Below are 23,234 nucleotides of genomic sequence, written 5' to 3' on the forward strand. Positions count from 1 at the left end.
CAGCGGGGGAGGGGTGGTGCGGGTGATGATGGCTTCCTCCTTTTCGGCTTAGGTCGAGAGGGAGTGCGCTCCCGGGGCGGCGGATGCTTGGCGGTATCGAGGCCGCCCCGGGAGCGATCTGTTCAGTGGTGGTGGCGCTGGTCGCGCAGCGGCGAGCGCAGGACCACGGCGGCGACCGCGACGGAGACGGCCGTGGCGGCGACGGCGGTCAGCAGTGCGGTGAGGACCACGCCGCCCGCTATCACGGCAATCACCGCGCCGGCCCCCACGCCCAGCGACGGAGTCAGGCGGCGTACGGGAGTGGGCGGGGCGTCGTGTCGGCAGGAGCAGGTCGGGGCGGGGCCGTGCTGGACCGGCAGGGCCGGAACCGTGGGGTGGTGGACGGTCGAGGGCGAGGGCATTTCCGGGAGCTTGGGACGGAACACGAGCGGTCTCCTCTCAGCTACTCGTCTAGTCGTGTGTGCCGTTGACGATCTCGACTCCGGACCGGGTGCCGGATTCGATCGCCGGGGCGAGGAAGGTGTGGGAGAGCCAGAAGCCGAAGAGAGCGATCACGACGGCGACCCACATGCGGACGCCGAGGAACTTGGTTGCGGCCCAGGCGACGATGCCCAGGACCAGGACGAGCGGCAGGCTGACGGTCACGGGGAGCAGGTCCTCTCAGCGGACGGGGCAACGGTGGGTGCGGGCGGCCAGCTCGGCCGCGGCGCGGGAGTCGTACTCGGCGGAGAAGCCGCAGCGCGGGGCGGTACAGGCGGCCGTGTGCCTCTCCCGGCCCCGGCCGTCGTAGGCAGTGCCGACCTGGACGGGACCGATGCGCAGCAGCCGGCGGAAGCGACGGAAGACGGACATGGGCAGTTCTCCTTGTCAGATCTGGGCGGCGATGGCTTCGGCGAGCGGTTCCGGGACGCCGAGGCGAGCGCGCAGGGTCGGGGTGTCGATGGGCGAGCCGGTCCGGGCGCGGTGGCCGTCAGCCACCTTCCGGGCGTGCTCGACCAGGGCGACCGGAACCCGCACCGCCGGGCGGGAGGGCTCAGGGGTCGGTTCCGGGACCGCTTCCGGTTCGGCCGTCTGCGGTTCGGGCTCGGGTAATTCGGGCGCCGGAGGCCCGGCGGCCTTCGAGGCCAGTACTGGGACGGGCTCCCGGACCGGGTGGGCCGACTCGACCGGGGCCGGCTCCGGCACCGGGGCGGGGAGCACGGGGGCCGACGGGATGGGCTGTGATGCGGACTTGGCGAGTGCGGGAGCGGTCGCGCTGTGGGCGAGGAGGCTGCCGCCGAGGAAGGCCAGGGCGGGCCATCCGGCGACCAGGATCCGCAGCCAGGCCGGGACGTGGTTCAGGTCGAGCAGCCCGGCGGTGGCCACGTTGGCGCCCAGGGAGGCCGCGAGGGCGATGAGGAACCAGCACCAGGCGGCGGCCCGGTCGGTGCCCGAGCGCAGCCGCCGCCAGGCGGCGACCATGAGCAGGTCGACCGAGACCGGGTAGGCCCAGGCCTTCCAGCCTTCCTGCCCGGCCGCGTGGGCGAGGTCGTGCAGGTGGGCGAAGGACAGCGCGGCGGCGATGGCCGCTTGGACGAGCACCGCGTCGACGCGGGCCAGGAGAGCGCGCATGGCTGGGGTGTCCTTCCTGTCAGTCGGCGCTCTTGAGCGCGTCGGCCCGGGCGCGGGCGTCGGCGGCGACCTCGGCCGCTTCGGTGTCGTCGGGCCGGTCGGCGGCGATGCGCTCCAGCAAGTCCGCCTTGCGGTTCATCAGTTCGGTCCGGTCGCCGATCCCGCGGCGGCGGTGGGCGGCCAGGTCGGCGAGGAAGGCGGACACCTCGGAGAGGGAGGGGCGGGACATGGCAGTCCTTCCGTGATCAGGCATGGCGGGGGTAGGGACGTGGCGCGAGGCGGTCGCGCCGACCGTGGAACGGGAAGGGCTCAGCCGGTCGCCGGGCGCGGCACCAGCACCGGTGCGGGGTCGTCGACTGGAGCGGCGGACGCGGCGGGCCGGAAGGGGGCGAGGGCGGGCAGGTCGGGGACGAGGCCGGCGGTTTCCTGGCAGACGGCGGCGGCGTCGGCCAGGGACAGGTAGGGGGTGCGGATGCGGGACCAGCCGCCGGAGGTGTCCCCGGCGACGGCCAGGCCGGGACGTTCGGGCGCGATGGCGCAGGCCGCGTCCACCGCTTCGGGGGCGATGTCGCCGAGCGCCATCTTGGCCGAGGCTTCGTCGTTGACCCGGTGGCAGACCCGCCCGGTGAGCTGGGCGCGGAGCATGGTGGCGCCCTTGCCCAGTTCGGCGCCGAAGCGCTGCCCGCACACCTCCAGGTAGATGCCGGCGGCCCGGCCGAGCTGGGCGAGGCGGACGAGCTGGGTGACCATCTCGTCCCGCCGTTCCTCGTCCTTCTTCGTGGCGACGAGGAAGAGTTCGGCCACCTCGTCGACGAACAGCACCACCGGGACGGGTCGCTCGTCCTCGGGCAGGCCCCAGATGTCGGAGGTGATCTCCTCGTCGGGGACGGTGGGCGCGATGCCCTGCCGGGTCTTGATCAGGTCGTAGCGGTCCTCCATCTCCTTGACCAGTACGGGCAGCAGTTCCGCTGCCTGTTGCGGGTCGGTGGCCAGTGCGGACAGGCGTGGGGCGAACGGGGCCAGTTCCACCCCGCGCTTGCAGTCGATGCCCACCAGGGCCACCGGTTGCGGGGCGAGCCCGGCGACCAAGTGGCGCAGGTACATGGACTTGCCCGACAGGGTGGCGCCGAGGGTGAGTTGGTGCGGGACGGCCCGGTAGTCGCGGACGAACGCGGTGGTGTCCTCCCGCAGGGCCACCGGCACTTTGAGGAAGCCGCCGCCGGTCTTCCGGGGCATCCGTACCGTCCGCAGCACGTCGAAGCCGATCAGGCGCAGCTCGACCACGCCGGGCTTGACCTCGGTCACGTACACCGCGTGGACACCCCAGGCGTGCCGCAGCCGCTCCGCCGAGGCCGCCACGTCCGCCGGCTCCTGCCCCGGGGCCAGCCGCAGCCGCAACCGCAGCCCGGTCGTGGTGGGACGGATGACGCCCCGGCGGGGCGGAACCGGCCGCACCTCCCGGCGAGTGGCCGCCCGCACCGCCAGGGCCCGCAGCCGGGACGGGGCCACAGTCAGCCCGCACGCCTCCATGACCGAGCCGTACGAGCCGAGCAGCCGGGCGGTGGCCACCGGCAGGCCGAGCGTGGACCAGTAGGCCGCCGGATGCCTGGCCCGGAGGTAGGCGGCCCCACCACCGATCGCGACGACCGGGCCGCCCACCTCCAACAGCGTCGTCAGCTCCGACATCAGGCCGACGCCCCCACCGGGACGGGGAAGGCGCCCGGGGCCACTGCGGCCGCCCGGAAGGCGATGCCGTGCCGCTGCTGGCCGTTGAAGACGTTCTCCCACGGCCGGGCCACCAGGCCGACCAGCGAGACCGGGGCCCCGAGCGTCAGGCCCTCGGTCACGCCGCTCTCGGGCACGGTGACCTGGAGGAGCGAGGATTCGCCCCCGTCGATGTAGACCACGCCGATCTTCATCAGCGTCTCGCCGGTCACGGCGTCGGTGGCGACCTCTCCGGTCTGCCGGTCCCTGATCTTCTTCTCCGGAGCCTCGGTGAGCAGGATCGTCGCCGACGAGGTCTCGACTCGGATGGAACGCAAGTGGACTTCTCCTCCTGTGCTGCCGAAACCACCGCACACTTCACCTAGTCGTCTAGACAAGATGCGGCGCAGTGGTCCCGGACGGGCGGGAACGCGGACCACTGTGCCACAGGAGACAACTACTCGTCTATACGAGTTTGGGTATTGGCGTGTACGAGTCCGAAGTCCGGGGCCCCCGGAGCCGTGGCGCACGCCCGCCACCGGCGTTCAGGTCGCCGGGAGCTGGTAGGCCAGGACGTAGGCGTCGGCGGCCATCACCGTGTCGCAGACCTCCACTGCGCGGCCGGTGGTGTCGTGGGCGGTGCGGATCAGGTGGATGACGGGGACGCCCGCGGCGAGCCGGAGCGTCTTGATCTCGTCGGGGGAGGGCATCCGGGCGCGGATCTCCTCGTCGAAGTGGTCCAGGCGGTGGCCCAGCTCCTCCAGGCGTGCGTAGATGCCGCCGGGGCCGGGGTTGGGCTCGGCGATCGGGGTGCCCCGGGCGATGTCGAGCGGGAGGTAGGAGACGGCGAACTCCACCGGCCGGTTGTCCAGCAGATACCGACGGCGCCGGGCCAGCACGCGGCGCGGGGAACCGAGCCGGGCGGCGATGTCCTGCGTGGGCCGCTCCTCGCGCACCTCCAGACTGTCCACCTCCGGGCGGGAGCCCGCGGCGTCCGCCTCCACGATGAACGCCGACTTGCCCTGCTCGCGGTGGCGGCGGGCGAACCGGTCGGAGGCCAGCCGGCGGACCGGCGGGCGCGGCCGGACGTACACGCCCCTGCCGTGCTCCGACACCACCAGCCCTTCCGTCTGGAGCAGGGAGAGGGAGTTGCGCACGGTCATCCGCGAGACGCCGTAATGCTCGACCAGCTCCGATTCCGACGGGAGCTTGTCGCCCTCCTTGAAACGGCCCTTGTCGATCGCCTCGCGGAGCTGGTCGGCGATCTGCCGGAACACCGCACGATCACTGGTCGGATCCAACGCCCCGAGAACGCCGGAAGAGATAGGAGGCACGAGTACTCCTTTAGGTATCTAGACGAGCTACCAAATTTTGTTGCTACCGTGGGCAGCCTAGCCAGCCGAGGAGACCAGGGACTGTGAGCACCGAGCGCCCCCACTCCGTGAGCGTCGCCGGAGTCATCGTCGACGACCAGGGCCGAGCCCTGCTGATCAAGCGACGCGACAACGGCCACTGGGAGCCCCCGGGCGGTGTCCTGGAAGCCGGCGAGACCATTCCCGACGCTCTGCAGCGCGAGGTCCTGGAAGAGACCGGGATCAAGATCGCTCTCCCGGCCGCCCTCACCGGCGTCTACAAGAACATGACCGGGCTGATCGTCTCCCTCGTCTTCCGCTGCGAGGCGGTCGACGGAAGCCCGACCACCGGCGAGGAGACCCGCGCCCTGCGCTGGGCCACCCGCGACGAGGTCATAGAGCTCACCGACGAGGCCTACGCCGTGCGCGTCCTGGACGCGTTGGACGCGGCCTCCCCGCCGGCGGTCCGCGCCCATGACGGCGTGCGACTCGTCTAGCTGAATCCCACTGCCCATGGCGGCCTACCAGCACGAAGGAACTTGTATGGACGAGTATATGAGTACGGTGCGGGTCTGGGGACTCACTTGCCCAGGTTTCCCCGAAGAGGTGGGCCGCGCTCGGCGCTGGACCCGCGACATCCTGCGTGAATGTCCGTGCGCGGACGACGCCGCCCTGATCGTCACCGAACTGGGAGCCAACGCCCTCGTCCACACCGCCAGCGGCGATAAGAACGGCAGCTTCCACATCACCCTCGCCCTGTCCGATCAGGCGGTCGTTATCGCCGTCAGCGACTCCGGAAGCGCCGGCACCACCCCGCGCATCAAGCGCCCCGACCAGGACGCCACCTGCGGCCGCGGACTCGGCATGGTCGAAATCCTCGCCACCCGCCTGGACATCCACGGCAGCGACCACGGCCGCACCATCACCGCCGAACTTCGCATGAGCAAGGACTGCGGAACCGCCCCCGGAGAACGCACATGCTGACCCTGGACGAACTCCACGCCTTACAGGGCCCCGCGCTCCGGCACGGCTACTGGTGCGAGGCCATCGCCCACACCCACCAGGACGGCTGCGTCTTCTGGCTCGGCTCCCACCTGACAGCCACCCCGCGTCTCGCCCTGCGCTGGCTCCGCTCCCGCGTCCGCGACGTGGCAGACCAACTCGACCCGGCCCCAGCCCACCCCGCCCGTTGCTGGCTCGACGACCAGACCGAGCACGAACGAGCCTTGGCCGCTCTCGTAGGCGGCGAGTTGTACGCCCTCACTCTCGCCGACGACACCACCCGCTACCTCCTGTCGGCCCGCCCTAATCCAATGGACTGTGCAACCGGTCAGCTTCCTGATGCTGGCGCATCGTCAGGCCAGCAAGCTCCCACCTGCGCAGAACAGTTCACCAGATACATGACATGGGGCGAGTAACAACTTTCTCTACGGGTTCAAGGCGGCTCGCTCCGCTCGCCGCGCGCGGCCCGCGGGGCGGACCGCCGCTCCTGTCTCCGCCCCGCTCCGGCCCGCCCCGCCGCCCGCGCGCCAACGACAGCCGCCTCATGGGGGTCGAGCACCATCACGACCCGGTCGTCATCGAGCGACGACCACAGCGCCACGTCCCGGGGCGCCGGCCAGGCTTCGAGTTCAGGTCAGCAGCCCGCACCGGGAGGGCGGCATCGGTGGACTGGCTTACATGGCGGGTGCACTGCCGGGTGCGGGATGCCCGTTGTGCGCGTAGAGAGGCTGGCTACAAGGGAGGGCGCCTGTGGGGCCTGGGCGCCATCGCCAGCGACTCCCGTCACTGATGCAGGCCGGTGAAGTCAGCTGCTGCCGCGCCGTGGCAGGCCGCCGTCCTCAGCGATACCCAAAGACGGGGCCGGCCTTCCTACGACCTGACAGTGTGGGCGACTCGGCCGACTCCTCCGAGGTGAAGCAGTCGGCAACGGGGATCAGTGCTCGTAGAGGTGACCTCGCACCAGCGGGTCGGCCTCCAGGACGAAGTCGACCACCGACCAGAACTCTGCCAAGCGAGGGTGCCGGAGTCCGGCCTCGCGATCGAGCTTCTGGCCGAAGAGGGGGCCGTCCGGGTAGATCGTGCCCGCATCGACGAGGGTGGCAGCGGGCGTCGTCTGGCCGACCACCGGGCCGACACGGCAGCCGAAGGAGACATGGCCGCTCATGGCTTCCACGCCCTGGCCCCACGTTCCGAAGATCACGTCTATCCATGCGTCGTGGTCGCGGTCGGTGTGGTGGTAGCAGTTCGCGTAGTACAGCGCGTGCGGAGTGCCGTCCGCGTGGACGAGACACCAAGAACGCTCGATCGGAGCGCTGCAGCACTCGCAGGTGAACGAACGTGTCTGACGGTCGGGACCGAGGGTCAGCAACATGGCGTACATACTGACGCAGGCGCCGGCAGGGCATGCTCTGGCCGTGCCCGCCACGTGCCCGATGCCACGGGGAACACCGGTGAGCCGCGGGGCGACACAGTCGCTGGACAAGCGAACGGCCCTTGACCGTTTTTCTTGGTCAGAGGCCGTCCCTTTGGTGTGGCGGGTGCGGGGTCCGAACCTGCGTAGGCGTAAGCCGACAGATTCCCCATCTGCTAGACCGGGAGCTGTGAAGCAGGAGACCATGAGCCAGTAGTCGCGTAGGACTTGGAGGAGGAATACATATGGCTGAGCGGTCGCCAATTCCGGAGGGTACTAAGCGAGTAGTCAGAAGAAGATGCGGATTTGGGTGTGTACTGTGTGGCGCCCCGATCTACCAGTATGACCATATGCATGACTGGGCACTTGGTGGTGCTGATGACGCCGAAAACTTGACTCTACTTTGCGCCAGTCATCATGAGGAGAAGACGAAGAAGCTAATCCCCCTAGAAAAGGTAAGGCGAGCCAACAAGGACCCATTCAATCGCTCTCGGGAATCATCTCCTGCTCACATATTGCATTACTTTGGAGACAGCTTCGAAGTTATTCTGGGGTCACTCAGGTTCACCCAAAAGCTTGACGCCGAAGGGGCCTGTAAACTGGTTAGTATTAATTCTGAAACCCTCCTCAAGTTGAGACTTGAGGAGGGCAATCTGCTGATTACCCTAAAGCTTTACGATGTCAGAGGTGAACCCCTGGTTACGATCATTGACAACGAACTCACCTATAAGATGGCAAGCTGGGACGTTGAATTTATCGGACGGGCTTTGACCATCAGGGAGGGAAAGAAAAAGATTCAAGCTAGGCTAGCTTTCGGCCCTCCGCGTCTACTAAATCTTCAGCGTGGCCTTTTTGTGCATCGAGGACTGAGGGTAGAGGTGACCCCTGATGGAGTTCGCGTACCGAATCATGGCATTTCACTGCAAGGGGGAGCATGGACTGGTGTGTATGGGCGCGGGATCGTCGCCTACGACAAACACCACAGCGGTGAAAATTTTGATGACGCATTCTTGATTATTCCGGTAGATGAATAACTCAATAATGGATGGCTCGCGCTTTGTTGTTCCCCAGGGCGGTTATTGGAATCCCCCGGCGCAAGTCATAGGTGAGCTTGGAGTCCTGTCTATATTTTTGCCTTTCTGTCGACTGATATTAGTTGTTGGCATTGAGGATAGAATAATGCAGTGATCTCAATGGAGAGAACAGATTAGAAGGGGGAAAGTTTTGGCAGGGTTCGACGCAACATTTGTCTTCCGTCCTGAGAATCTCGGAGTGGTGCGAGCCATGAACGCTGCTGCTCAGCGTCGGGCTCGCGAAATGAATATCCGTTGGAAAAGTCGCACAACAGAGGATGGCGTCGGCTACACGGCCATGGACGGCTGGAGTTATGGTTTGGATGTTCTCTTGGAAAGATTGCGCCGCGACCTACCTACCATTGCTGAGGCGACCCCAGGTTGGCGGAGTGCATCTTACCGCCGCAGGCTTGGAAATGGTTATGTTGATATCCTCACCAAATATCGATGCGATTGGTACGATCGTTACTACAAAACGAACGATTCGTACGTTCCCACTCTACGTGCAATCAGATCATCCTCTGTCTGGCCAATCCACTCTCTGTGGCCTGGAAGCGGCGATCAAGAGCTGGGGATGCGGTTAGTGGTAGCGCAAACAGTGATGGCAGCTTGGTGCATCCAAGAGGTCGAACCGGAGGTAGTAATAGAGGAGCTTCACACGGCCGCCGAATTGATGCTAAAGCGTATTACGCAAATGCCAGATCGAACGAAGTTTCCTGATTTGATCAGGGAAGCTCGTCGCAAGCGCGTGTTTTCTGCCGAACCCATGACGTTCGTCTACGCAGACCCCAAGCGAGCTCTTACAGTGCAGCAACTCCTGAAGTCGCTCCTACGGGAGCGGAACGAAAGTAAGCATGGCGGGAGATCGCAGGCTGAGAGCTGGCTCGAAGAGAATTTCTGGCCGATTGCTGACCTATTGGAGTCATTGTCGGCACAGGTCTAAGGGGCGCGTCATAACGGCACCATAGGTCAAGGAAAAGCGGTACAGCAACTCGTTTGACAAGGCGTGCCATCGAATATAACTGCAGATGCTGATTTCATCTCGTGCGGTAAATTCTGGGCGAAGAATACTCTCTTACCTTTGCTTTTTGAGCCACAATAAGGAAATTGTCGTATGAGCGGATCAGCTCGCCGCGTGCCGAGTTAACTTTATTGACAGCTTGGTCATAAAGGTCGGGGCTTGCAAACTCGTGCCGATCTGGCATCTGCAGGACTCGTCTTCCATTTGCATAGTCAGAGGTCAGTTCGTGTGCGGTTGTGGTAATGAATTCGTCTAGAGTTCGAACGAATTCCTGGTAAGCATGGTTGAGTTGCTGATCGTCGAATCCTCGTGGATCTAGCTCGCACTGCGTGAGAAGTGCGAGAAGCGGGTCTACATCCCCACCCTCGAAGCGTGAGGGGATGAACCCCGTTTTGAGCCATTGGATCGTATAGCTGTCCGGGGGAATGGTTGCGATGACTTTCTGGAAACGGGATATGTCGTGGCTGCTAGGTTCCTGTAGCTGCTCCTGTAGCTGAGTAATTTTGTCGAGCTGTCTTAGGTGGTTGTTCATCAAGTAGATCAGCATGGATAGAAGAACGATCGACACTATTGTCGGTATCCACCAGTGGGTCTTCAGCCAGCGGCGGAAGCTTTCGGATGTCAGAAGAGGAACGACTGCGCTGACATCAGCGATCAGGCCAACCGCGAGCACGGCGGTGGAACTTGATACTCGGTCGGTCAGTGTTCTAGCGGTCATGTGCACAGCGTATTCGGATGCGTCGGCGTGAGCGGTGACCATAGGAAGAACTACGTGATCTCGTCAGCTGATGCAGCCGCGGTCACGGACGTTCAGACGAGACCCTAAGCCATCTCCTCACCGGCAACCAGCCACTCATGAACGCAGGTGAACGCCCCTGCAGGCAGCCCATGACCCCACCAACGCAGTTGGATAGCGTGCGGTGGCGTACGTTGTCGGCTTTGGAGGCCCCATGCACGCCACTGCACTCACCAGACCGAGTCGACTCTGGTCGGCGGACGAGGTTCTGACGCGTCCCAGCTCTGTGCCCGCTGCTCCCGGCGTGTACGGATGGCACTTCACGGAGGCTCCGTGTTCGGACCTGGCTGCTGGACAGCTCCTCTACGTGGGCATCGCTCCGCGGCACATGGCGAACCGGAAGAGTACCCAGAACCTGCGGACGCGGGTGCGGTACCACTTCCGGGGTAACGCGGCCGGCTCCACGCTGCGGCTCACCCTGGGCTGCCTGCTCGGCCTGGAGCTGCGCCGGGTCGGCAGCGGCCGGCGCATGACCTTCGGCCAGGCTGGGGAAGCCGCGCTCAGTCAGTGGATGGCGGAGCACGCACGCGTGTGCTGGGTGGAACACCCGGAGCCGTGGACCGCGGAGTCCGACCTGATCACCCGGCTGGATTTGCCCCTGAACCTTGACCAGAACCGGCACAACGGCTTCCACGCCCGTCTCACCGAGATACGTGCCCAAGCCCGCCAGCAAGCCAGGGAGCTGCCCATCAGTGCCTGATTAGTCTTCGAACGGCTGACATCACCAGGTGACATCAACGTCCCCGGACGACAGCAGACTGAGGCAGCTGCACGAGGACCAGGAGCTGTCAGGGACACGAGAGTAAGGCAGGCCGCGCAGCCTGGTGATCGAACTCCTAAAGCGGGTGTCGCAGGTTCGAATCCTGCCTGGGGCACACAGTCCGACCAGCACGAAGCCCCGGCCCGATCAGGGTCCGGGGCTTTTCCGTGCCGTTCGGCGTTCACCGTGGTGCCCCGGAGTGGCCGGTTCCGTGCGGCTTCGAGGACCGGCGTGCACGAAGCCGAGGTTTGGGGTTCCCGGAGCCGTGGTGCACGTCCGCCGCCGGTGTTCAGGTCGCCGGGAGGCGGTAGGCCAGGACGTAGGCGTCGGCCGCCATCACCGTGTCGCAGACCTCCACCGCGCGGCCGGCGGTGTCGTGGGCGGTGCGGATCAGGTGGATGACCGGGACGCCCGCGGCGAGCCGGAGCGTCTTGACCTCGTCGGGGGAGGGCATGCGGGCGCGGATCTCCTCGTCGAAGTGGTCCAGGCGGTGGCCCAGTTCCTCGAGGCGGGCGTAGATGCCGCCGGGGCCGGGGTTGGGCTCGGCGATCGGGGTGCCCCGGGCGATGTCGAGCGGGAGGTAGGAGACGGCGAACTCCACCGGCCGGTCGTCCAGCAGGTACCGGCGCCGCCGGGCCAGCACGCGGCGCGGGGAGCCGAGCCGGGCGGAGATGTCCTGTGTGGGGCGTTCCTCGCGCACCTGAAGGCTGTCCACCTCCGGGCGGGAGCCCGCGGCGTCCGCCTCCACTATGAACGCCGACTTGCCCTGCTCGCGGTGGCGGCGGGCGAACCGGGTCGGAGGCCAGCCGGCGGACCACAGTCAGGTCGGCAAGCTCCCACCTGCGCACAACGGTTCACCAGACACGTGACACAGGGCGAGTAATACCTTTCTCCACAGGCTCATGGCGGCTCGCTCCACTGGCGTCGTGCGGTGTCCGGGCCGCCGGGCTGGGGCCGCTGGATGATTCCGGTGGCCCCAGCCGGATGTGGTCAGCGAGGGTCGTTCAGGAGGCTGCTGATCTGTTCGTGGAGTTCGTGCGGCAGGTGGACGGTCCAGCGGTCGGCGGCCTCGGCGGCCAGGTCGCGGCTCCAGCGCCAGCTGTTGCGTGCCGCTGTGCGCACGTCCTGGTCGCGGACGGTGGCCGTGGTGGAGGCGTAGCGATGGCGGTCGGTCTCGGGCAGGTCCTGTTCGAGTGCGCGGCTGGGGGTGAGCCAGTGGGCCGTGCTGTTGCGCAACAGGCGGCAGAGCTGAAGTTGCTGGGGCGCGATGACGGTGTGCAACAGGGCGTGGGCGCGGGCGATCTCGCCGCGGGCCAGGACGTGGGCGAGCATGAGCGTCCAGTTGGTCAGCTCGTCGGTGAGCTGCTGGGCGGTGGTCACCGGCTCGGGCGGCTGGAAGGTGGCCAGCTGCCGGGCGGCCCGGGTGAGCCGGCCGGTGCGGTCGAGCAGGACGGCTTCGTCGGGGCGGGGCAGGTGCACCATGCCTTGCCAGGTGGGGACTTCGTCGATGCCGGGACCGGCCGGGGCGAGGTGGAACTCGCCGCGCATCAGGTCGTCGAAGACGACGGCGAGGATGCCGTACATGTTGGTGTAGGCGAGCTGAAGCGGTGCGAGTTGTGCCAGGAAGCCGGGGCCGTCGAAGTCGGAGAGGCGGTCGTCCTGGATGTAGAGATATGCCTCGATGTCGGAATGGGCGTCGGCCTCCCCCACGGTCCACGAGCCGTAGAGCAGTACGCCCTCCAGTCGGGTGTCGGCGTGGGCGAGCTGTCGCAGGCGTGCGATGCGGTCGTCCAGGGCGGAACGGGCAGAGCGAACGGACATGGTGTGGTCGTGTCTCCTGAGGTGGGCGTGCGGGCACGCTGACGGAGCCCGGCACCTGCCGGGCGGATGTCTGTGAACCGTCGCGGTCCGCTCAGGAGAAGTTGCCCATGGCCGAGATCATAGGAGACGGCTCGACCGCCGAGCCGGGGGCAGCAGATCAGGGTGGCTGCGATACCGGCGAAGGCCAGGGAATGCTCGGTCTTGTGCCAGTACGGGTGCCGTCGACGTCCCCGTGCCGGCGCTCGCAGCAGGACCGGTGTCGCATGCACTTGGGCCTGACTCAGGTGGAGACAGGGGTGCGGGACAGGGCGGTGCGCAGAGCGAAGGCGCCGAGCAGGCCGCCTGCCGTGAACCGCTGGACGGCCATGGCGCGGGGCCGGGCGGCCAGAAACCCCGACACGCGTGCTGCTCCCAGCATGATCAGGGCGTTCACGGAAACCCCCACGACGATCTGCACGCCACCGAGTTGGAGCAGCTGCCCTCGGGCCGGACCTGCCTGCGGATCCAGGAACTGGGGCAGGAGGGCGGCATACACAAGAGCGATCTTGGGGTTGAGCAGGTTGGTCAGCAGCCCCGTCGAGAACAGGCGGGCGTCGGGGACCGGAGGCAGGTCCCGGGCCGGGGAGAAGGGCGAGCGGCCTCCGGGCTTGAGCATGTCCCAGGCGAGGTAGGCCAGGTAGGCGGCCCCGGCGAGCTTGACCACCGTGAACGCCACCGGCACGGCGGCGAACAACGCGGACAGGCCCGCAGCCGCGGCCAACAGGTAGCACACGAACCCCACGGCGGTCCCGCTGAGGCTGACCAGGCCCGCCCTGCGGCCCTGGGTGATCGCGCGGGAGGCAAGGTGGATCATGTTCGGTCCCGGGGTCAGGGCCATGCCCAGTTCGACCAGGGCCACTCCTCCGGCTGCGGCCAGAGTGATCACCGGTCAACCTCCTGGTTGTTCGCCGGGTACCCGGTACCCGGAGTGGGGAGTCGCCCGGCTGCAACGGACGGCTGCGACGCATCAGCAGCGCCTGCCTTGCCTGCGGCAGGATACGGCCTTGCCGCTCGGTACCTCCGTGCATTCCCGACCCCGGTCCCGTTCCCGGCCCGCCGGCGACATCAGCGACAGCCGAAACCTCTGTCCCGGTGCATGACGTCAACAGGTATCAACGGCAGCGGACAGCGACGGGCAGCAGCGGGCAGCGGCGGCACCGTGCGGTTCCGGGGGCCGGGGCGGATGTGGTCGAGGTCCGGACTCCCTGGTCCGGGGCCGCGGCGGCGGCGATCATGCAGCCGAGTCGAACTGTGTGATGATGCGCGGAAATTGACCGGCTCCGGGGTGGGGTCGGGTGTGAAAGAGGGGCGGGGCCCATCGTGGGCAGGGACGGGGAGTCGTCCATACCGGACGAGGAGTGGGAGCGCTTCCTCCGTGAAGCGGAGGCCGGGATCGAGGACGCGCCCGAGGAGCCGTCGGCGCGGGCCCGGATGGTGGCGCGGCGGCTGCGGGAGGAGGCCGGCCGGCCGGGGCCGTGGCGGAGTCACCGACCGGCCCGACGGCGGCGGGACAAGGGCTGGTACGTGATCGGCCTGCCGGCTGCGGCCGCCCTGCTGGCCGTGGCGCTGTATCCGGGGCCGGTGGCCGGCTGGTTCGACGGCGGGGGCGGCGGCGGGGGTGCGCCGCTCGCGGTGGAGTCGGAACGTCCGGACCAGGCGCCGCCCACGGAAGCGGCAGCCCTGCGTCCGACCGTGGAGCAGCCTTTCAGGGGGTCGCCCGCGGCGCGGTGGGGCGACGGGACCGCCGGGATCGGCATGCCCTCGGCGCGGGCGACCGGCTGGATGGACAAGGAGCAGGTCGCGCAGGCGCTCGAGAAGAGCCGGGACTTCCTTGCCGCGTCCGGTCTGGAGCCCGGTGTGCTGCGCGGGGAGCGGCCGCGGAAGGCGATCGCGTTGATCAATCCCCACCAGCGGGACGTCCAGGACTACCTGGCGGCCGCGTTCCGCGAGCCCGGCCGGGAGAACGATCCGCTGCTGCTGTTCAGCCGGTTCGACGAGGAGGAGGTCCGGCTCGTCGGGGACGTGGTCAAAACGCGGGGGCGGATCACGTACCGGGAGGGTGAGCGCGGCGCGGTCGAGGTGACCGCCGACGTCACCTACGTGTACCCGGTCGTGCGCGCCGCGGCGGGAAGCGACGAAGTCGCGCGCACGATCGTGCGCCGCGAGATCGTGATGAGCTGGGACGACCCGGCGAAGGTCGTCGTCGAGCCGGGCACGTTCTCCCTCGTCTCCTACAAGGCGGACACCACCAACGGCGGCTGCGGCACCCCCACCGGCTACTTCACCCCCAGCTTCGGCGCGGAGCGCGCGACCACGCGCCCGGGGGACGGCCCCGAGGTCGACCCGTACGACCGGAGCACGTCGATGGAAACGCGTATGCGGGAGGCCGGCGACGCGGAGTGCGGGACCGCCACGCGGTCGTGAACGGCAGGTGCAGGTGCAGGTGCAGGTGCGGGGGCGAGGAGGCCTGCTCCTGCTCCGCGGTGCCCGGCTGCGGGTCCGGCGGACTCCGGCGGCGGGCTCTCGGACGGCACTGGGACGGGATCCCCGCGCTTGCCGGGGCGGGGGCCGGCCGTCGGCGGCGTGCGCGGGGGTTCTACGACGGAGCGGTGGAGGCGGGTGGCTGTCAGTAGCGGTTGTTAGGTTCCCGCACGTGCTGCCGAGGAGATCACTCGCCGCCCCCTCGGGCTCGATTTGATCAGCACCTGACATTCGGTGGCCGTGTGAGTGACCCAGCCCGGTCCGTCGGGACCGGGACCGCTCCCGTGAAGGAGAAACCTGATGAGAAGCAGCGCGCCGGTCCGCGGCCTGGTCCGCACGGCGGCCGTCCTCGTGGCCGCCCTGGCCGCGACGGTGACGGCGGCCCCGCTGACGGGTACGGCGGAGGCACACGAGGCGGTGACGGGATCGCTCAGCTTCAGCGGCGAGCCGGGCGAGTACATCTCCGGCGGCCAGTCCTACACCTACACCCCCGAGACCACCGAGATGTTCGACATCTCCGGGCCGGTCTCCCAGTCCGCCGTTGGCGCCACGGTCGTCACACCCGAGGGCAAGCGCTGGAGCCTGCACATGGAGGCCCCCTACGGGCAGAAGCTGACCTCCGGCGTCACCTACACCAACACCTCCAGCTGGCCCGACGCCCGGCCGGAGGACCCCCAGTTGCAGTTCAGCGAGACCGACCGCTACTGCGAGAGCGGCACCGGTTCTTTCACCGTCTCCCACATCGCCTACGGCCCCTACGGTTACATCCGCGAGATCGACGCCACCTTCGAGCGGTACTGCAGCGGCTCCACGCTGCCCGTGCGAGGTGAGCTCCACGCCCGCATGCCCGAGCCGCCGGCGGAGCTCGCCGTCGGCATGGACCTGGACACCACGGGCACGGTCGACACCCGCACCGGAGAGATCACCGTCGGCGGTGAGGTGACCTGCAACAAGCCGGCCCGCATCACTCTCACCGCCAGCGCCTACCAGACACAGAAGCGCGGGACCGCGTCCGGCAGCCAGGAGGACCTGGTCGTCCTCTGCGAGCCCGGGGCCCCGGTCCCGTGGACCGCCTCCTTCACCAGCAACATCGACCCCACCGCCTCCTTCCAGCCCGGTGCCGCCGTGCTCCGGGGCATCGGCAGGGCGGACGACCGCGACTACCCGGCGAGCGTCGACACCGGGTTCCAGAGCGCCGACATCACTCTCGTCAGGTCCTGACCGGCCCGGGCGGGCCCGACGGCGCGCGGCCCCGGCGCCTCGTACTGCGGGCGTCGGCCCGCCGCCGTGCTCGGCCTCTCCGTGCGACGGGCTCGGGCGCCCGGACGTCCCGCCGAGCCGAAGTGTTCGAACCTGATCGAGTCTGTGGGGCGGGCCCTCCGGAGGGCCCGCCCCACAGGCCGAGCCGACCGGTCCCCGGGGGGTGCCGGCGGTACACGCCGCTGCCCGCGCGGGCGGAGGCGGAGCCCGCGTTGCCGGAGCGGCGTGCCAAGGGATCCGTGCGGTCGCACCGTCGATGTCTGTGTTTCGCAACGGATGATGACGATCTGATGTACGGATCAAAGCAAGTGTTTGTAAGCTTAGTTTTCCGCCGCGCACAGGGGAGAGGCGCGGCACTGTCCCGAACAGGGGGGACCCTCGATGAACAAGCGTGCCCGCACCACCGTCGCGGCTGCCGTCGTGGCGTGCGCCGCCGCCGTCCTGACGCCGGCCCAGGCCCAGGCCGCCGAGTACACCTCGGCGTTGAAGATCCGCGGAGCCCAGTACGACGCGCCCGGCCGGGACTCCAACAGCTGCTCCTCCGGCAACACCGACGAGGAGTACCTGACGATCAAGAACTACTCCTCCTCGGCGACCGTCAACCTCAGGGGCTATGTCGTCAAGGACGCCGCCGGCAACCGCTTCGCCTTCACCGCCGACCACTACCTCCAGCCCGGTGACTACGTGAAGCTGCGCGGCGGCAACGGCGCCGACTCCGACAAGTACAACGTGGTCTACCGCGACAACTGCAACTTCCTGTGGAACAACGACAGCGACACGATCTACCTGTACAAGCCCTCCGGCAGCCGCTCCGACGTCCACTCCTACACCAGGAGCGGATCCGACCCCGACGGCAACGGCTACATACGCTTCCACAGCTGAACCACGGGTCCGGCGCCCGTCTCCGTCGCGGAGGCGGGCGCCGGCCGCGGTCCGGCCGTGGCGGGGCCCGACGGCGCCGGCCGGCCCCGCAGGCCGAGCCGGCCGGCCTCCGGGGAGCGCCGGTGGTACACGCTGCTGCCCGACCGGGTGCGGGTCGCCAGTCCCGCGCGGTGCAGCAGGGCCAGGTGGTAGGACACCGTGGACGGGCTCAGGTGGCGGAGGGCCGCGAGTTCGGTGGTCGTGCGGGGTTGCGCGAGACCGGCCGGCAGGGCCGTCCGGGTGTGGCCCAGTACGTTGCCCAGGGGCCCTGCGTCCTTCGCCGGGGTGGTGGGGGACAGGTGCAACTGGCCGCTCAAGGGCCGGTCGGTCGGGGCCGTCCCGGACTGGGCCGGCCAATCCGGGGCGGTCGGGTCAGGTGAGGGAGTCCAGGGCGGCTTCGAGGCGGCGGGCCGCCTCCTCGGCCACCGGCTGCAGTGCGGGCAGCCCGGTCAGCTCGACCATGGTGTGCGGGTCGAGGGCCTGGACGGCCGATCCGCCGTCGGCGGTGCCGCGGACCACCACGTTGCAGGGGAGCAGGAGTCCGACGGAGCGGTCGGTCTCCAGGGCCCGGTGGGCGAGTGCCGGGTTGCAGGCGCCCCAGATCAGGTAGGGCTCCATCTCCTCGCCGAGCTTGGCCTTGAGGGTCGCCCGCACGTCGATCTCGGTGAGGATGCCGAAGCCCTGTCCGGCCAGTGCCTCCCGGGCCAGGGTCACCGCCCTGTCGAAGGGGACGTCCAGTTCGACCGTGCGTCCGTAGTCCTTGCTCACGTTTCCTCGTTCCTCCCGGGTGCGGGGGTGCCCGGGTGCCCGGGTGCGCGGGTGTGCGGGTGGTGCTTCGTACGTTCCCTGCAGGTGCTGCTGCCCGGATGCGGGGCGGGGGATGCGGGTGTCTCCTGGTGGGGTCCGGACCGGTCCGACAGGGCCGTTCGGGCACATCGAAAGGGCCGTTCGGGGTGTTTCTCTCCGGCGCCCAGAGGTTTACCTTCAGAAGTGCGTATACCCCTAGGGGTATCTCTGGGAGGTTGGGCAAGGCTCGGGGCGATGATCCTCCGGGCCGGTTCCCGCGGCGGCGCAGTCCGTGTGCCGCGGCGGGGTCCGTGCTCCGCCTCCCGCAGCCCGTGCCCGTGCCCGTGCGCCGGGCGAGGAAGGAGCTCCCGTGTCCCCCACCTCCGGTTCCGCTCCGGACCGCCACCGTGTGCTGATCGTCGGCGGCGGAACGGGCGGCATCACCGTCGCGGCCCGTCTGCAGCGCGCCGGCGTCACCGACGTGGCCGTGATCGAACCGTCCGAGTCCCACTGGTACCAGCCCCTGTGGACCCTGGTCGGCGGCGGCCAGGCGCCGCTGGACATCACACGCCGCCCCGAGGCCTCGGTAATGCCCGAGAAGGTGACCTGGATCCGTGAGGCCGCCACGGGCGTCGACCCCGAGGCGCAGACCGTCACCACCTCCACCGGCCGCGCCGTCGGCTACGACTACCTCGTGATGGCCACCGGCCTGCAACTGGACTGGGACATGATCCCCGGGCTGGAGAAGGCCGTCGGCCACGACGGCGTGTCCAGCAACTACGCCGCCGAGTACGCACCGCGCACCTGGGAACTCATCCGGAACATGCGCTCGGGAACCGCGGTGTTCACCCAGCCGGCCGGCCCGATCAAGTGCGGCGGCGCACCGCAGAAGATCGCCTACCTGGCCGCCGACCACTGGCGCAAGAAGGGCGTGCTGGACCGCATCCGGGTCGTGCTCGTCATGCCCACCGAGACCATGTTCGGCGTACCGGTCTGGCGGCAGGTGCTGGAGGGCGTCGCCGAGCGCTACGGCATCGAGGTCCGGCTCAGCACCGAGATGACCGCGGTCGACGGCTCGGCGGGCCACCTGACCCTGACCGACCACGCGGCCGGCACCGAGGAGAGCCTGGCCTTCGACATGCTCCACGCGGTCCCGCCGCAGAGCGCCCCGGACTGGGTCAAGGCCAGCCCCCTCGCCGACCCGGACAGCCCCTTCGGGTACGTGGCGGCCGACCGGCACTCCCTCCAGCACCCCCGCTGGCCCAACGTCTTCTCCGTCGGGGACGTCGCCAACCTGCCCACCGGAAAGACCGGGGCGGCCGTGCGCAAGCAGGCGCCCGTACTGGTGGCCAACCTGCTGGCCGAGATGAGGGGGCCGCACCTTCCCCGGCGCAGCTACGACGGCTACTCCTCCTGCCCGCTGGTCACCGCCCGGGACAAGATGCTCCTCGCCGAGTTCGACTACGAGCAGCAGCCGGCCCCCAGCATCCCGGTGATCGACACCACCAAGGAGCGCCGCGACATGTGGCTGTTCAAGCGCTACGGCCTGCCCGCCATGTACTGGCACGGCATGCTCAAGGGCCGCGTCTGAGCGGTCCGCTCCTTCCTGCGCCGTCCGGCCGCAGAAGGGGCGGGGCCCGTGGGCCTGCGGGTCCACGGGCCCGCAGGCCCGCAGTACGGTCCGGGGCGCTCCGGAGGCGGCACAGCCTCCGGAGCGCCCCGGTGTGTTGCCCGGTCACCGCCTCGCGGTGTCGGGCTCCCCGCCCTGCGGGGGGACCGGCTGCTTTCCGGCCCCGGCCCCGGCCGCTGTCCCTTCTCCGTCACCGGTTCCGGCGTCGGTCCCGGCCCCGGCATCGGTGCCGGTCGTCCTCCCCGCCCCGGCGGGTTCTCCGGGCAGGTGCGGCAGCAGCCGCTCCAGTGGGCGCGGCAGCCACCAGGCGCTCCTGCCCAGGACCGCCATGACCGCGGGGACGAGGACGAGACGGACCAGGGTGGCGTCGACGGCGATGGCCACCGCGAGCCCGAAGCCGAAGAGGTTGACCACCCTCTGGTCGTTGAGCTGGAAGCTGCCGAACACCACGACCATGACCGATGCGGCGGCGGTGATGACGCGGGCGGTGGCGGCGATGCCGCCGCGGACGGAGGCCGCGCTGTCACCGGAACGCAGGTACTCCTCCCGGACGCGGCTGAGCAGGAAGACCTCGTAGTCCATCGACAGGCCGAACAGGACGGCGAACAGCATGATCGGCGCGAACGACTCGATCGGCCCCGGCTCGGCGCCGAGCAGCCCGGCGCCCCAGCCCCACTGGAAGACCGCGACCACGGCGCCGTAGGCCGCTCCGACGGAGAGCAGGTTCATCAGCGCGGCCTTGACGGGCACGACGATCGAGCGGAACTCGACCATGAGCAGCAGGAAGCTCAGCCCGACGACGAAGCCCACGAACCACGGCATCCTGGCGCCGAGCCGGTCGGCGAGGTCGACGGCTGCGGCGGTGGAGCCCCCGACGTGCGTCTCGGCGTCGTCCGCGGCCGCGGGCAGCACGTCGTCGCGCAGGTGGTGGACCAGGCGCTCGGTGGACTCGTCGTCCGGCGAGCCCTGGGGGACGACGGTGAACACCGCCGTGGTGCCGGTGCTGTCGAGCTGCGGCGGACGTACCTCCCGCACCCCTTCCACGGCCTGCAGTTCGGCGCGCAGCGCGGCGGCTCGCCGTTGCGCGTCCGCCGCCGGGCCGTCCGCCGCCGGGCCGTCCGCCGCCGCGTCGTCGAACTGCGCGGTCACCAGCAGGGGACCGGTCCATCCGGCGCCGAAGTCCTCGGAGACCAGTTCGTAGGCGCGGCGCTCGGTGGTTCCCTCGGGGGCCGAGCCGCCGTCCGCCGTGCCGAGGTGCATCGAGAACAGGGGGAGCGCCATGACGACCAGGGCGGCGGTGGCCGCGAGGAGGTAGGGCCACGGGCGGCGCTGGACGCGGCCGGTCCACCGGTGCCAGCCGCTCGTGTGCCCCGGTGCGTGGTCGGCCCGGGGCCGCCGCACCCGGAAGCGGTCCAGCCGGTCGCCGAGGACGGCCAGCAGGGCGGGCAGCAGGGTGACCGCCGCGAGCAGGGTCGCGGCCACGGTGAGGGCACTGGCCAGGCCTAGGGCGGAGACGAAGGGGATGCCGACGAGGTAGAGGCTGAGGATCGCCACGATCACCGTGAGACCCGCCACCAGTACGGAGCGGCCCGCCGTCGACAGGGCGATCGGGATCGACTCGTGCGGGCTGTGCCCGGCCCTCATGCCCTCCCGGTGCCGGGTGACGACGAGCAGCGCGTAGTCGATCCCCACGCCCAGGCCGATCATGGCCGCCACGACGGGGCCGGAGGTGCCGATGGTGGTGAACCCGGCGACGAGGTTGACGGCCGACATGCCCAGGGCGAGGGCGAACAGGGCGGTCACCAGGGGCACGGCCATGGCGAAGACCGAGCCGAAGGCCACCAGGAGTACGAGCACGGCGGCCGCCAGGCCGATCGCCTCGCTCCCGGACGGGCCGCTCTCGGTCCGGAGCGCCGCGCCGCCGAACTCCACCCGGACCCCGTCCCCGGCGTCGCGCACCGGGGCGAAGGCCTCCTGGGCGGCTCGTACCGACTCCTCGGGCACGTCCTTGGCCCGGCCGGTGAACTGCACGGTGGCCACGGCGGTGCGTCCGTCGTCGGAGACCATGTCCGGCCCGGGGCCGTACGGCGACCGGGCCGCCGCCACGCCGTCGAGGCCGCGCACGTCGGCCACCGCGGCGCGGACCGCCCGGCGCACCTGCGGGGTGTCCGCCCCGGAGTCGCTGTGGACGACCACCTGCATTCCGTCGCCGGACAGCTCCGGGTAGCGCTCTCTCAGGGTGTCGTGGGCGGCCTGGGAGTCGGTGCCGCTCAGAGTGAGGTCGTTGCTGAACGATCCTCCGGCCTGTTGGGCGGCCAGGCCGGCGCCGAGTACGGCCAGCAGCCACAACGCGATCACCGGCCACCGGTGCCGCACCGAGAAACGGGCCAGGGCAGCGAGCAAGACGGCCTCCACGGGGCACGGGAGCGGGGCGAACCGCTCGGGAACACTTGTTGCGACGGAAGTGTAGACACGTGTCTACACATGAAGCAAGCTCTTGCCGTCCGCCCCTCCGCCCGCCCCTCCGCCCGTCCGCCCGTCCCGTCGGGGGAGGGGCGGTTGCGGCGGCCTGCTTTGTGGAAAGGGGGTGGGGCCGAGGAAGATCGGGGGTGACCTCCGGGCGGCCCGGCCCGGCGGCCCGGCCCGGCAAGCCCGGCCCAGCAGCCCGACCCAGCAGGAGGACGCGATGACCGTACGGCCGCCCGGATTCGGCCGGACCGGGGCCGATCGGCGCGAGAAGGCCCGGGACCTCCTGGTGGAGACGGCGCTGGGCCTGTTCGCGGAACGCGGCTACATCGGCGTGCGGGTGGAGGACATCGCCAAGGCGGCGGGCATCTCGCGCGCCACGTTCTACAAGTACTTCTCCGAGCGCGAGGAGATCCTCGCCGAGCTCTTCGCCCGGCTCCTCGGGCGGGATCCCGTGCCCCCGCCCGAGGGGAGCGTCGAGGAGACCCCGGAGCGCATCGAGCGGCTCCTCGTCGGAACGGCGGAGCGGATGCTCCGGGACGAGGTGCTGGCCCGCTTCGTCTACACCCTTCCCATCCGGCACGCCGCCCTGCTCGGGGAGGGTGCGCGTCCGCCGGCCCTCGACACGGTGGAGGGGATGCTCGCCGAGGCGTCCGCGGCAGGGGTGGTGCGGTCCGACGTGCCCAGTGCCCTGCTCGCCGCGCACGTGGGGCGGGCCTACGAGGCGGCCATGCGGGACTGGGCGGAGGGGCGGAGCGACGACGCGCCGGCCCAGGTCCGGCTCCTCCTCGACCTGGCCTTCCGCGGCATCTCCGGCGGCTGACGGGCTCGGGGCCCTGGCGAGTTCGGGGGCCCCGGCGGGCTCGGAAGGCCTCGGCGGGCCCGGCGGTGCCCCGTGGTGCCGGCCGGGCGGAGGCCCGGCTCCGCGCCGCCTGTGCCGTTCCGCGGGTGGCGGAGAAACGGGATTTTTCGTGGTGAACAGGGTGAGGGATCGGCAGGTCCCTGGGTAGGCATGCCCGGGGGAGGTGGCGGGCGGCGTGCTGCCGTCCTCCCGTGCGGCCGTGCCGCAGGGTCCCTGGTCCCGCGGGGCGGGACCATCG

Annotated in this window: 25 protein-coding genes and 1 pseudogene; 10 read left to right on the forward strand and 16 right to left on the reverse strand. The window is 69.6% G+C overall.

Translation table 11 applies throughout. The annotated features are described in order from the left end of the window. Positions 1–122 precede the first annotated feature (122 nt). The 8 genes from GQS52_RS15770 to GQS52_RS15805 form a co-directional block, all read right to left on the reverse strand. Positions 123–425: a hypothetical protein gene (locus GQS52_RS15770; protein ID WP_259370804.1), complete on the reverse strand. Its 303-nt coding sequence runs from the start codon at positions 423–425 to the stop codon at positions 123–125. 25 nt (positions 426–450) lie between these two features. Then, complete coding sequence (locus tag GQS52_RS15775; protein ID WP_182314041.1) at positions 451–645, reverse strand: hypothetical protein; 195 nt, start codon at positions 643–645, stop codon at positions 451–453. Between the two features lie 15 nt (positions 646–660). Beyond that, a complete protein-coding gene (locus GQS52_RS15780; RefSeq protein ID WP_182314042.1) occupies positions 661–852 on the reverse strand; it encodes a mobile element transfer protein in 192 nt (63 codons plus the stop codon). Positions 853–867: 15 nt separating this feature from the next. After that, complete coding sequence (locus tag GQS52_RS15785) at positions 868–1,611, reverse strand: DUF2637 domain-containing protein (RefSeq protein ID WP_182314043.1); 744 nt, start codon at positions 1,609–1,611, stop codon at positions 868–870. 19 nt (positions 1,612–1,630) lie between these two features. After that, positions 1,631–1,840 carry a hypothetical protein gene (locus tag GQS52_RS15790; protein ID WP_182314044.1) on the reverse strand — a complete coding sequence of 70 codons (210 nt, stop codon included), beginning with the start codon at positions 1,838–1,840 and terminating at the stop codon, positions 1,631–1,633. 80 nt (positions 1,841–1,920) lie between these two features. Further along, a complete protein-coding gene (locus tag GQS52_RS15795) occupies positions 1,921–3,297 on the reverse strand; it encodes an FtsK/SpoIIIE domain-containing protein (protein ID WP_182314045.1) in 1,377 nt (458 codons plus the stop codon). Next, positions 3,297–3,653 (reverse strand): hypothetical protein, encoded by a 357-nt coding sequence (locus GQS52_RS15800; RefSeq protein WP_182314046.1) that lies wholly within the window; start codon positions 3,651–3,653, stop codon positions 3,297–3,299. The genes GQS52_RS15795 and GQS52_RS15800 overlap by 1 nt, the downstream gene beginning before the upstream one ends. A gap of 207 nt (positions 3,654–3,860) precedes the next feature. Then, on the reverse strand, positions 3,861–4,649 hold the full coding sequence (locus GQS52_RS15805; RefSeq protein WP_182314047.1) for a GntR family transcriptional regulator: 789 nt from the start codon (positions 4,647–4,649) through the stop codon (positions 3,861–3,863). Between the two features lie 107 nt (positions 4,650–4,756). Here GQS52_RS15805 and GQS52_RS15810 point away from each other — a divergent pair, with 107 nt between their 5' ends. Together GQS52_RS15810 and GQS52_RS15815 are read left to right on the forward strand one after the other, a co-directional pair. Next, positions 4,757–5,164, forward strand: coding sequence for an NUDIX hydrolase (locus tag GQS52_RS15810; protein WP_182316489.1), 408 nt, complete (start codon positions 4,757–4,759; stop codon positions 5,162–5,164). Positions 5,165–5,210: 46 nt separating this feature from the next. Next, entirely contained in the window at positions 5,211–5,651 is a 441-nt protein-coding gene (locus tag GQS52_RS15815; protein WP_182314048.1) for an ATP-binding protein, read from the forward strand. Between the two features lie 952 nt (positions 5,652–6,603). Here the strand turns inward: GQS52_RS15815 and GQS52_RS15820 are convergent. Then, positions 6,604–7,041, reverse strand: coding sequence for a hypothetical protein (locus tag GQS52_RS15820; RefSeq protein ID WP_182314049.1), 438 nt, complete (start codon positions 7,039–7,041; stop codon positions 6,604–6,606). 284 nt (positions 7,042–7,325) lie between these two features. Between GQS52_RS15820 and GQS52_RS15825 the strand changes: the two genes are divergently transcribed. Both GQS52_RS15825 and GQS52_RS15830 read left to right on the forward strand, forming a co-directional pair. Continuing rightward, positions 7,326–8,114, forward strand: coding sequence for an HNH endonuclease signature motif containing protein (locus GQS52_RS15825; protein WP_259370805.1), 789 nt, complete (start codon positions 7,326–7,328; stop codon positions 8,112–8,114). Positions 8,115–8,304: 190 nt separating this feature from the next. Further along, positions 8,305–9,096, forward strand: a complete 792-nt coding sequence (locus GQS52_RS15830; RefSeq protein ID WP_182314051.1) for a hypothetical protein — start codon at positions 8,305–8,307, stop codon at positions 9,094–9,096. Positions 9,097–9,190: 94 nt separating this feature from the next. On the opposite strand, the gene GQS52_RS15835 is transcribed toward GQS52_RS15830, so the two are convergent. Continuing rightward, positions 9,191–9,892 (reverse strand): hypothetical protein, encoded by a 702-nt coding sequence (locus GQS52_RS15835; protein ID WP_182314052.1) that lies wholly within the window; start codon positions 9,890–9,892, stop codon positions 9,191–9,193. A gap of 385 nt (positions 9,893–10,277) precedes the next feature. On the opposite strand from GQS52_RS15835, the gene GQS52_RS15840 reads away from it, so the two are divergent. Further along, positions 10,278–10,670, forward strand: a complete 393-nt coding sequence (locus GQS52_RS15840) for a GIY-YIG nuclease family protein (protein ID WP_259370806.1) — start codon at positions 10,278–10,280, stop codon at positions 10,668–10,670. A 349-nt stretch (positions 10,671–11,019) separates the two neighbouring features. Here the strand turns inward: GQS52_RS15840 and GQS52_RS15845 are convergent. The 3 genes and pseudogenes from GQS52_RS15845 to GQS52_RS15855 form a co-directional block, all read right to left on the reverse strand. Then, positions 11,020–11,545, reverse strand: a pseudogene (locus GQS52_RS15845) (UTRA domain-containing protein); the annotation flags it as partial. Positions 11,546–11,720: 175 nt separating this feature from the next. Then, positions 11,721–12,551 (reverse strand): nucleotidyltransferase domain-containing protein, encoded by an 831-nt coding sequence (locus tag GQS52_RS15850; RefSeq protein ID WP_182314054.1) that lies wholly within the window; start codon positions 12,549–12,551, stop codon positions 11,721–11,723. Between the two features lie 280 nt (positions 12,552–12,831). Next, positions 12,832–13,476 (reverse strand): LysE family translocator, encoded by a 645-nt coding sequence (locus GQS52_RS15855; protein WP_182314055.1) that lies wholly within the window; start codon positions 13,474–13,476, stop codon positions 12,832–12,834. A 434-nt stretch (positions 13,477–13,910) separates the two neighbouring features. Between GQS52_RS15855 and GQS52_RS15860 the strand changes: the two genes are divergently transcribed. From GQS52_RS15860 to GQS52_RS15870, 3 genes are all read left to right on the forward strand, one after another. Continuing rightward, positions 13,911–15,014, forward strand: a complete 1,104-nt coding sequence (locus GQS52_RS15860) for a hypothetical protein (protein ID WP_182314056.1) — start codon at positions 13,911–13,913, stop codon at positions 15,012–15,014. 357 nt (positions 15,015–15,371) lie between these two features. Next, a complete protein-coding gene (locus GQS52_RS15865) occupies positions 15,372–16,292 on the forward strand; it encodes a hypothetical protein (protein WP_182314057.1) in 921 nt (306 codons plus the stop codon). A 420-nt stretch (positions 16,293–16,712) separates the two neighbouring features. After that, entirely contained in the window at positions 16,713–17,213 is a 501-nt protein-coding gene (locus GQS52_RS15870) for a lamin tail domain-containing protein (RefSeq protein WP_182314058.1), read from the forward strand. Here GQS52_RS15870 and GQS52_RS15875 read toward each other — a convergent pair. Beyond that, complete coding sequence (locus GQS52_RS15875) at positions 17,192–17,569, reverse strand: helix-turn-helix domain-containing protein (protein ID WP_182314059.1); 378 nt, start codon at positions 17,567–17,569, stop codon at positions 17,192–17,194. The two genes, GQS52_RS15870 and GQS52_RS15875, sit on opposite strands and share 22 nt — an antisense overlap. Before the next feature lie 55 nt (positions 17,570–17,624). Further along, positions 17,625–18,020, reverse strand: a complete 396-nt coding sequence (locus GQS52_RS15880) for a DUF302 domain-containing protein (RefSeq protein ID WP_259370807.1) — start codon at positions 18,018–18,020, stop codon at positions 17,625–17,627. 388 nt (positions 18,021–18,408) lie between these two features. On the opposite strand from GQS52_RS15880, the gene GQS52_RS15885 reads away from it, so the two are divergent. Beyond that, positions 18,409–19,629: an FAD/NAD(P)-binding oxidoreductase gene (locus GQS52_RS15885; RefSeq protein ID WP_182314061.1), complete on the forward strand. Its 1,221-nt coding sequence runs from the start codon at positions 18,409–18,411 to the stop codon at positions 19,627–19,629. A gap of 144 nt (positions 19,630–19,773) precedes the next feature. Here the strand turns inward: GQS52_RS15885 and GQS52_RS15890 are convergent, their stop codons facing one another. Beyond that, the gene (locus GQS52_RS15890; protein ID WP_182314062.1) at positions 19,774–22,071 is read right to left on the reverse strand and encodes an MMPL family transporter; all 2,298 of its coding nucleotides are present in this window, start codon (positions 22,069–22,071) and stop codon (positions 19,774–19,776) included. Positions 22,072–22,354: 283 nt separating this feature from the next. On the opposite strand from GQS52_RS15890, the gene GQS52_RS15895 reads away from it, so the two are divergent. Further along, positions 22,355–22,957, forward strand: a complete 603-nt coding sequence (locus GQS52_RS15895) for a TetR/AcrR family transcriptional regulator (RefSeq protein ID WP_182314063.1) — start codon at positions 22,355–22,357, stop codon at positions 22,955–22,957. Positions 22,958–23,234 lie beyond the last annotated feature (277 nt).

This window comes from Streptomyces sp. SCUT-3 (assembly GCF_014083985.1).
Classification (GTDB): Bacteria; Actinomycetota; Actinomycetes; order Streptomycetales; family Streptomycetaceae; genus Streptomyces_H; species Streptomyces_H thermolineatus.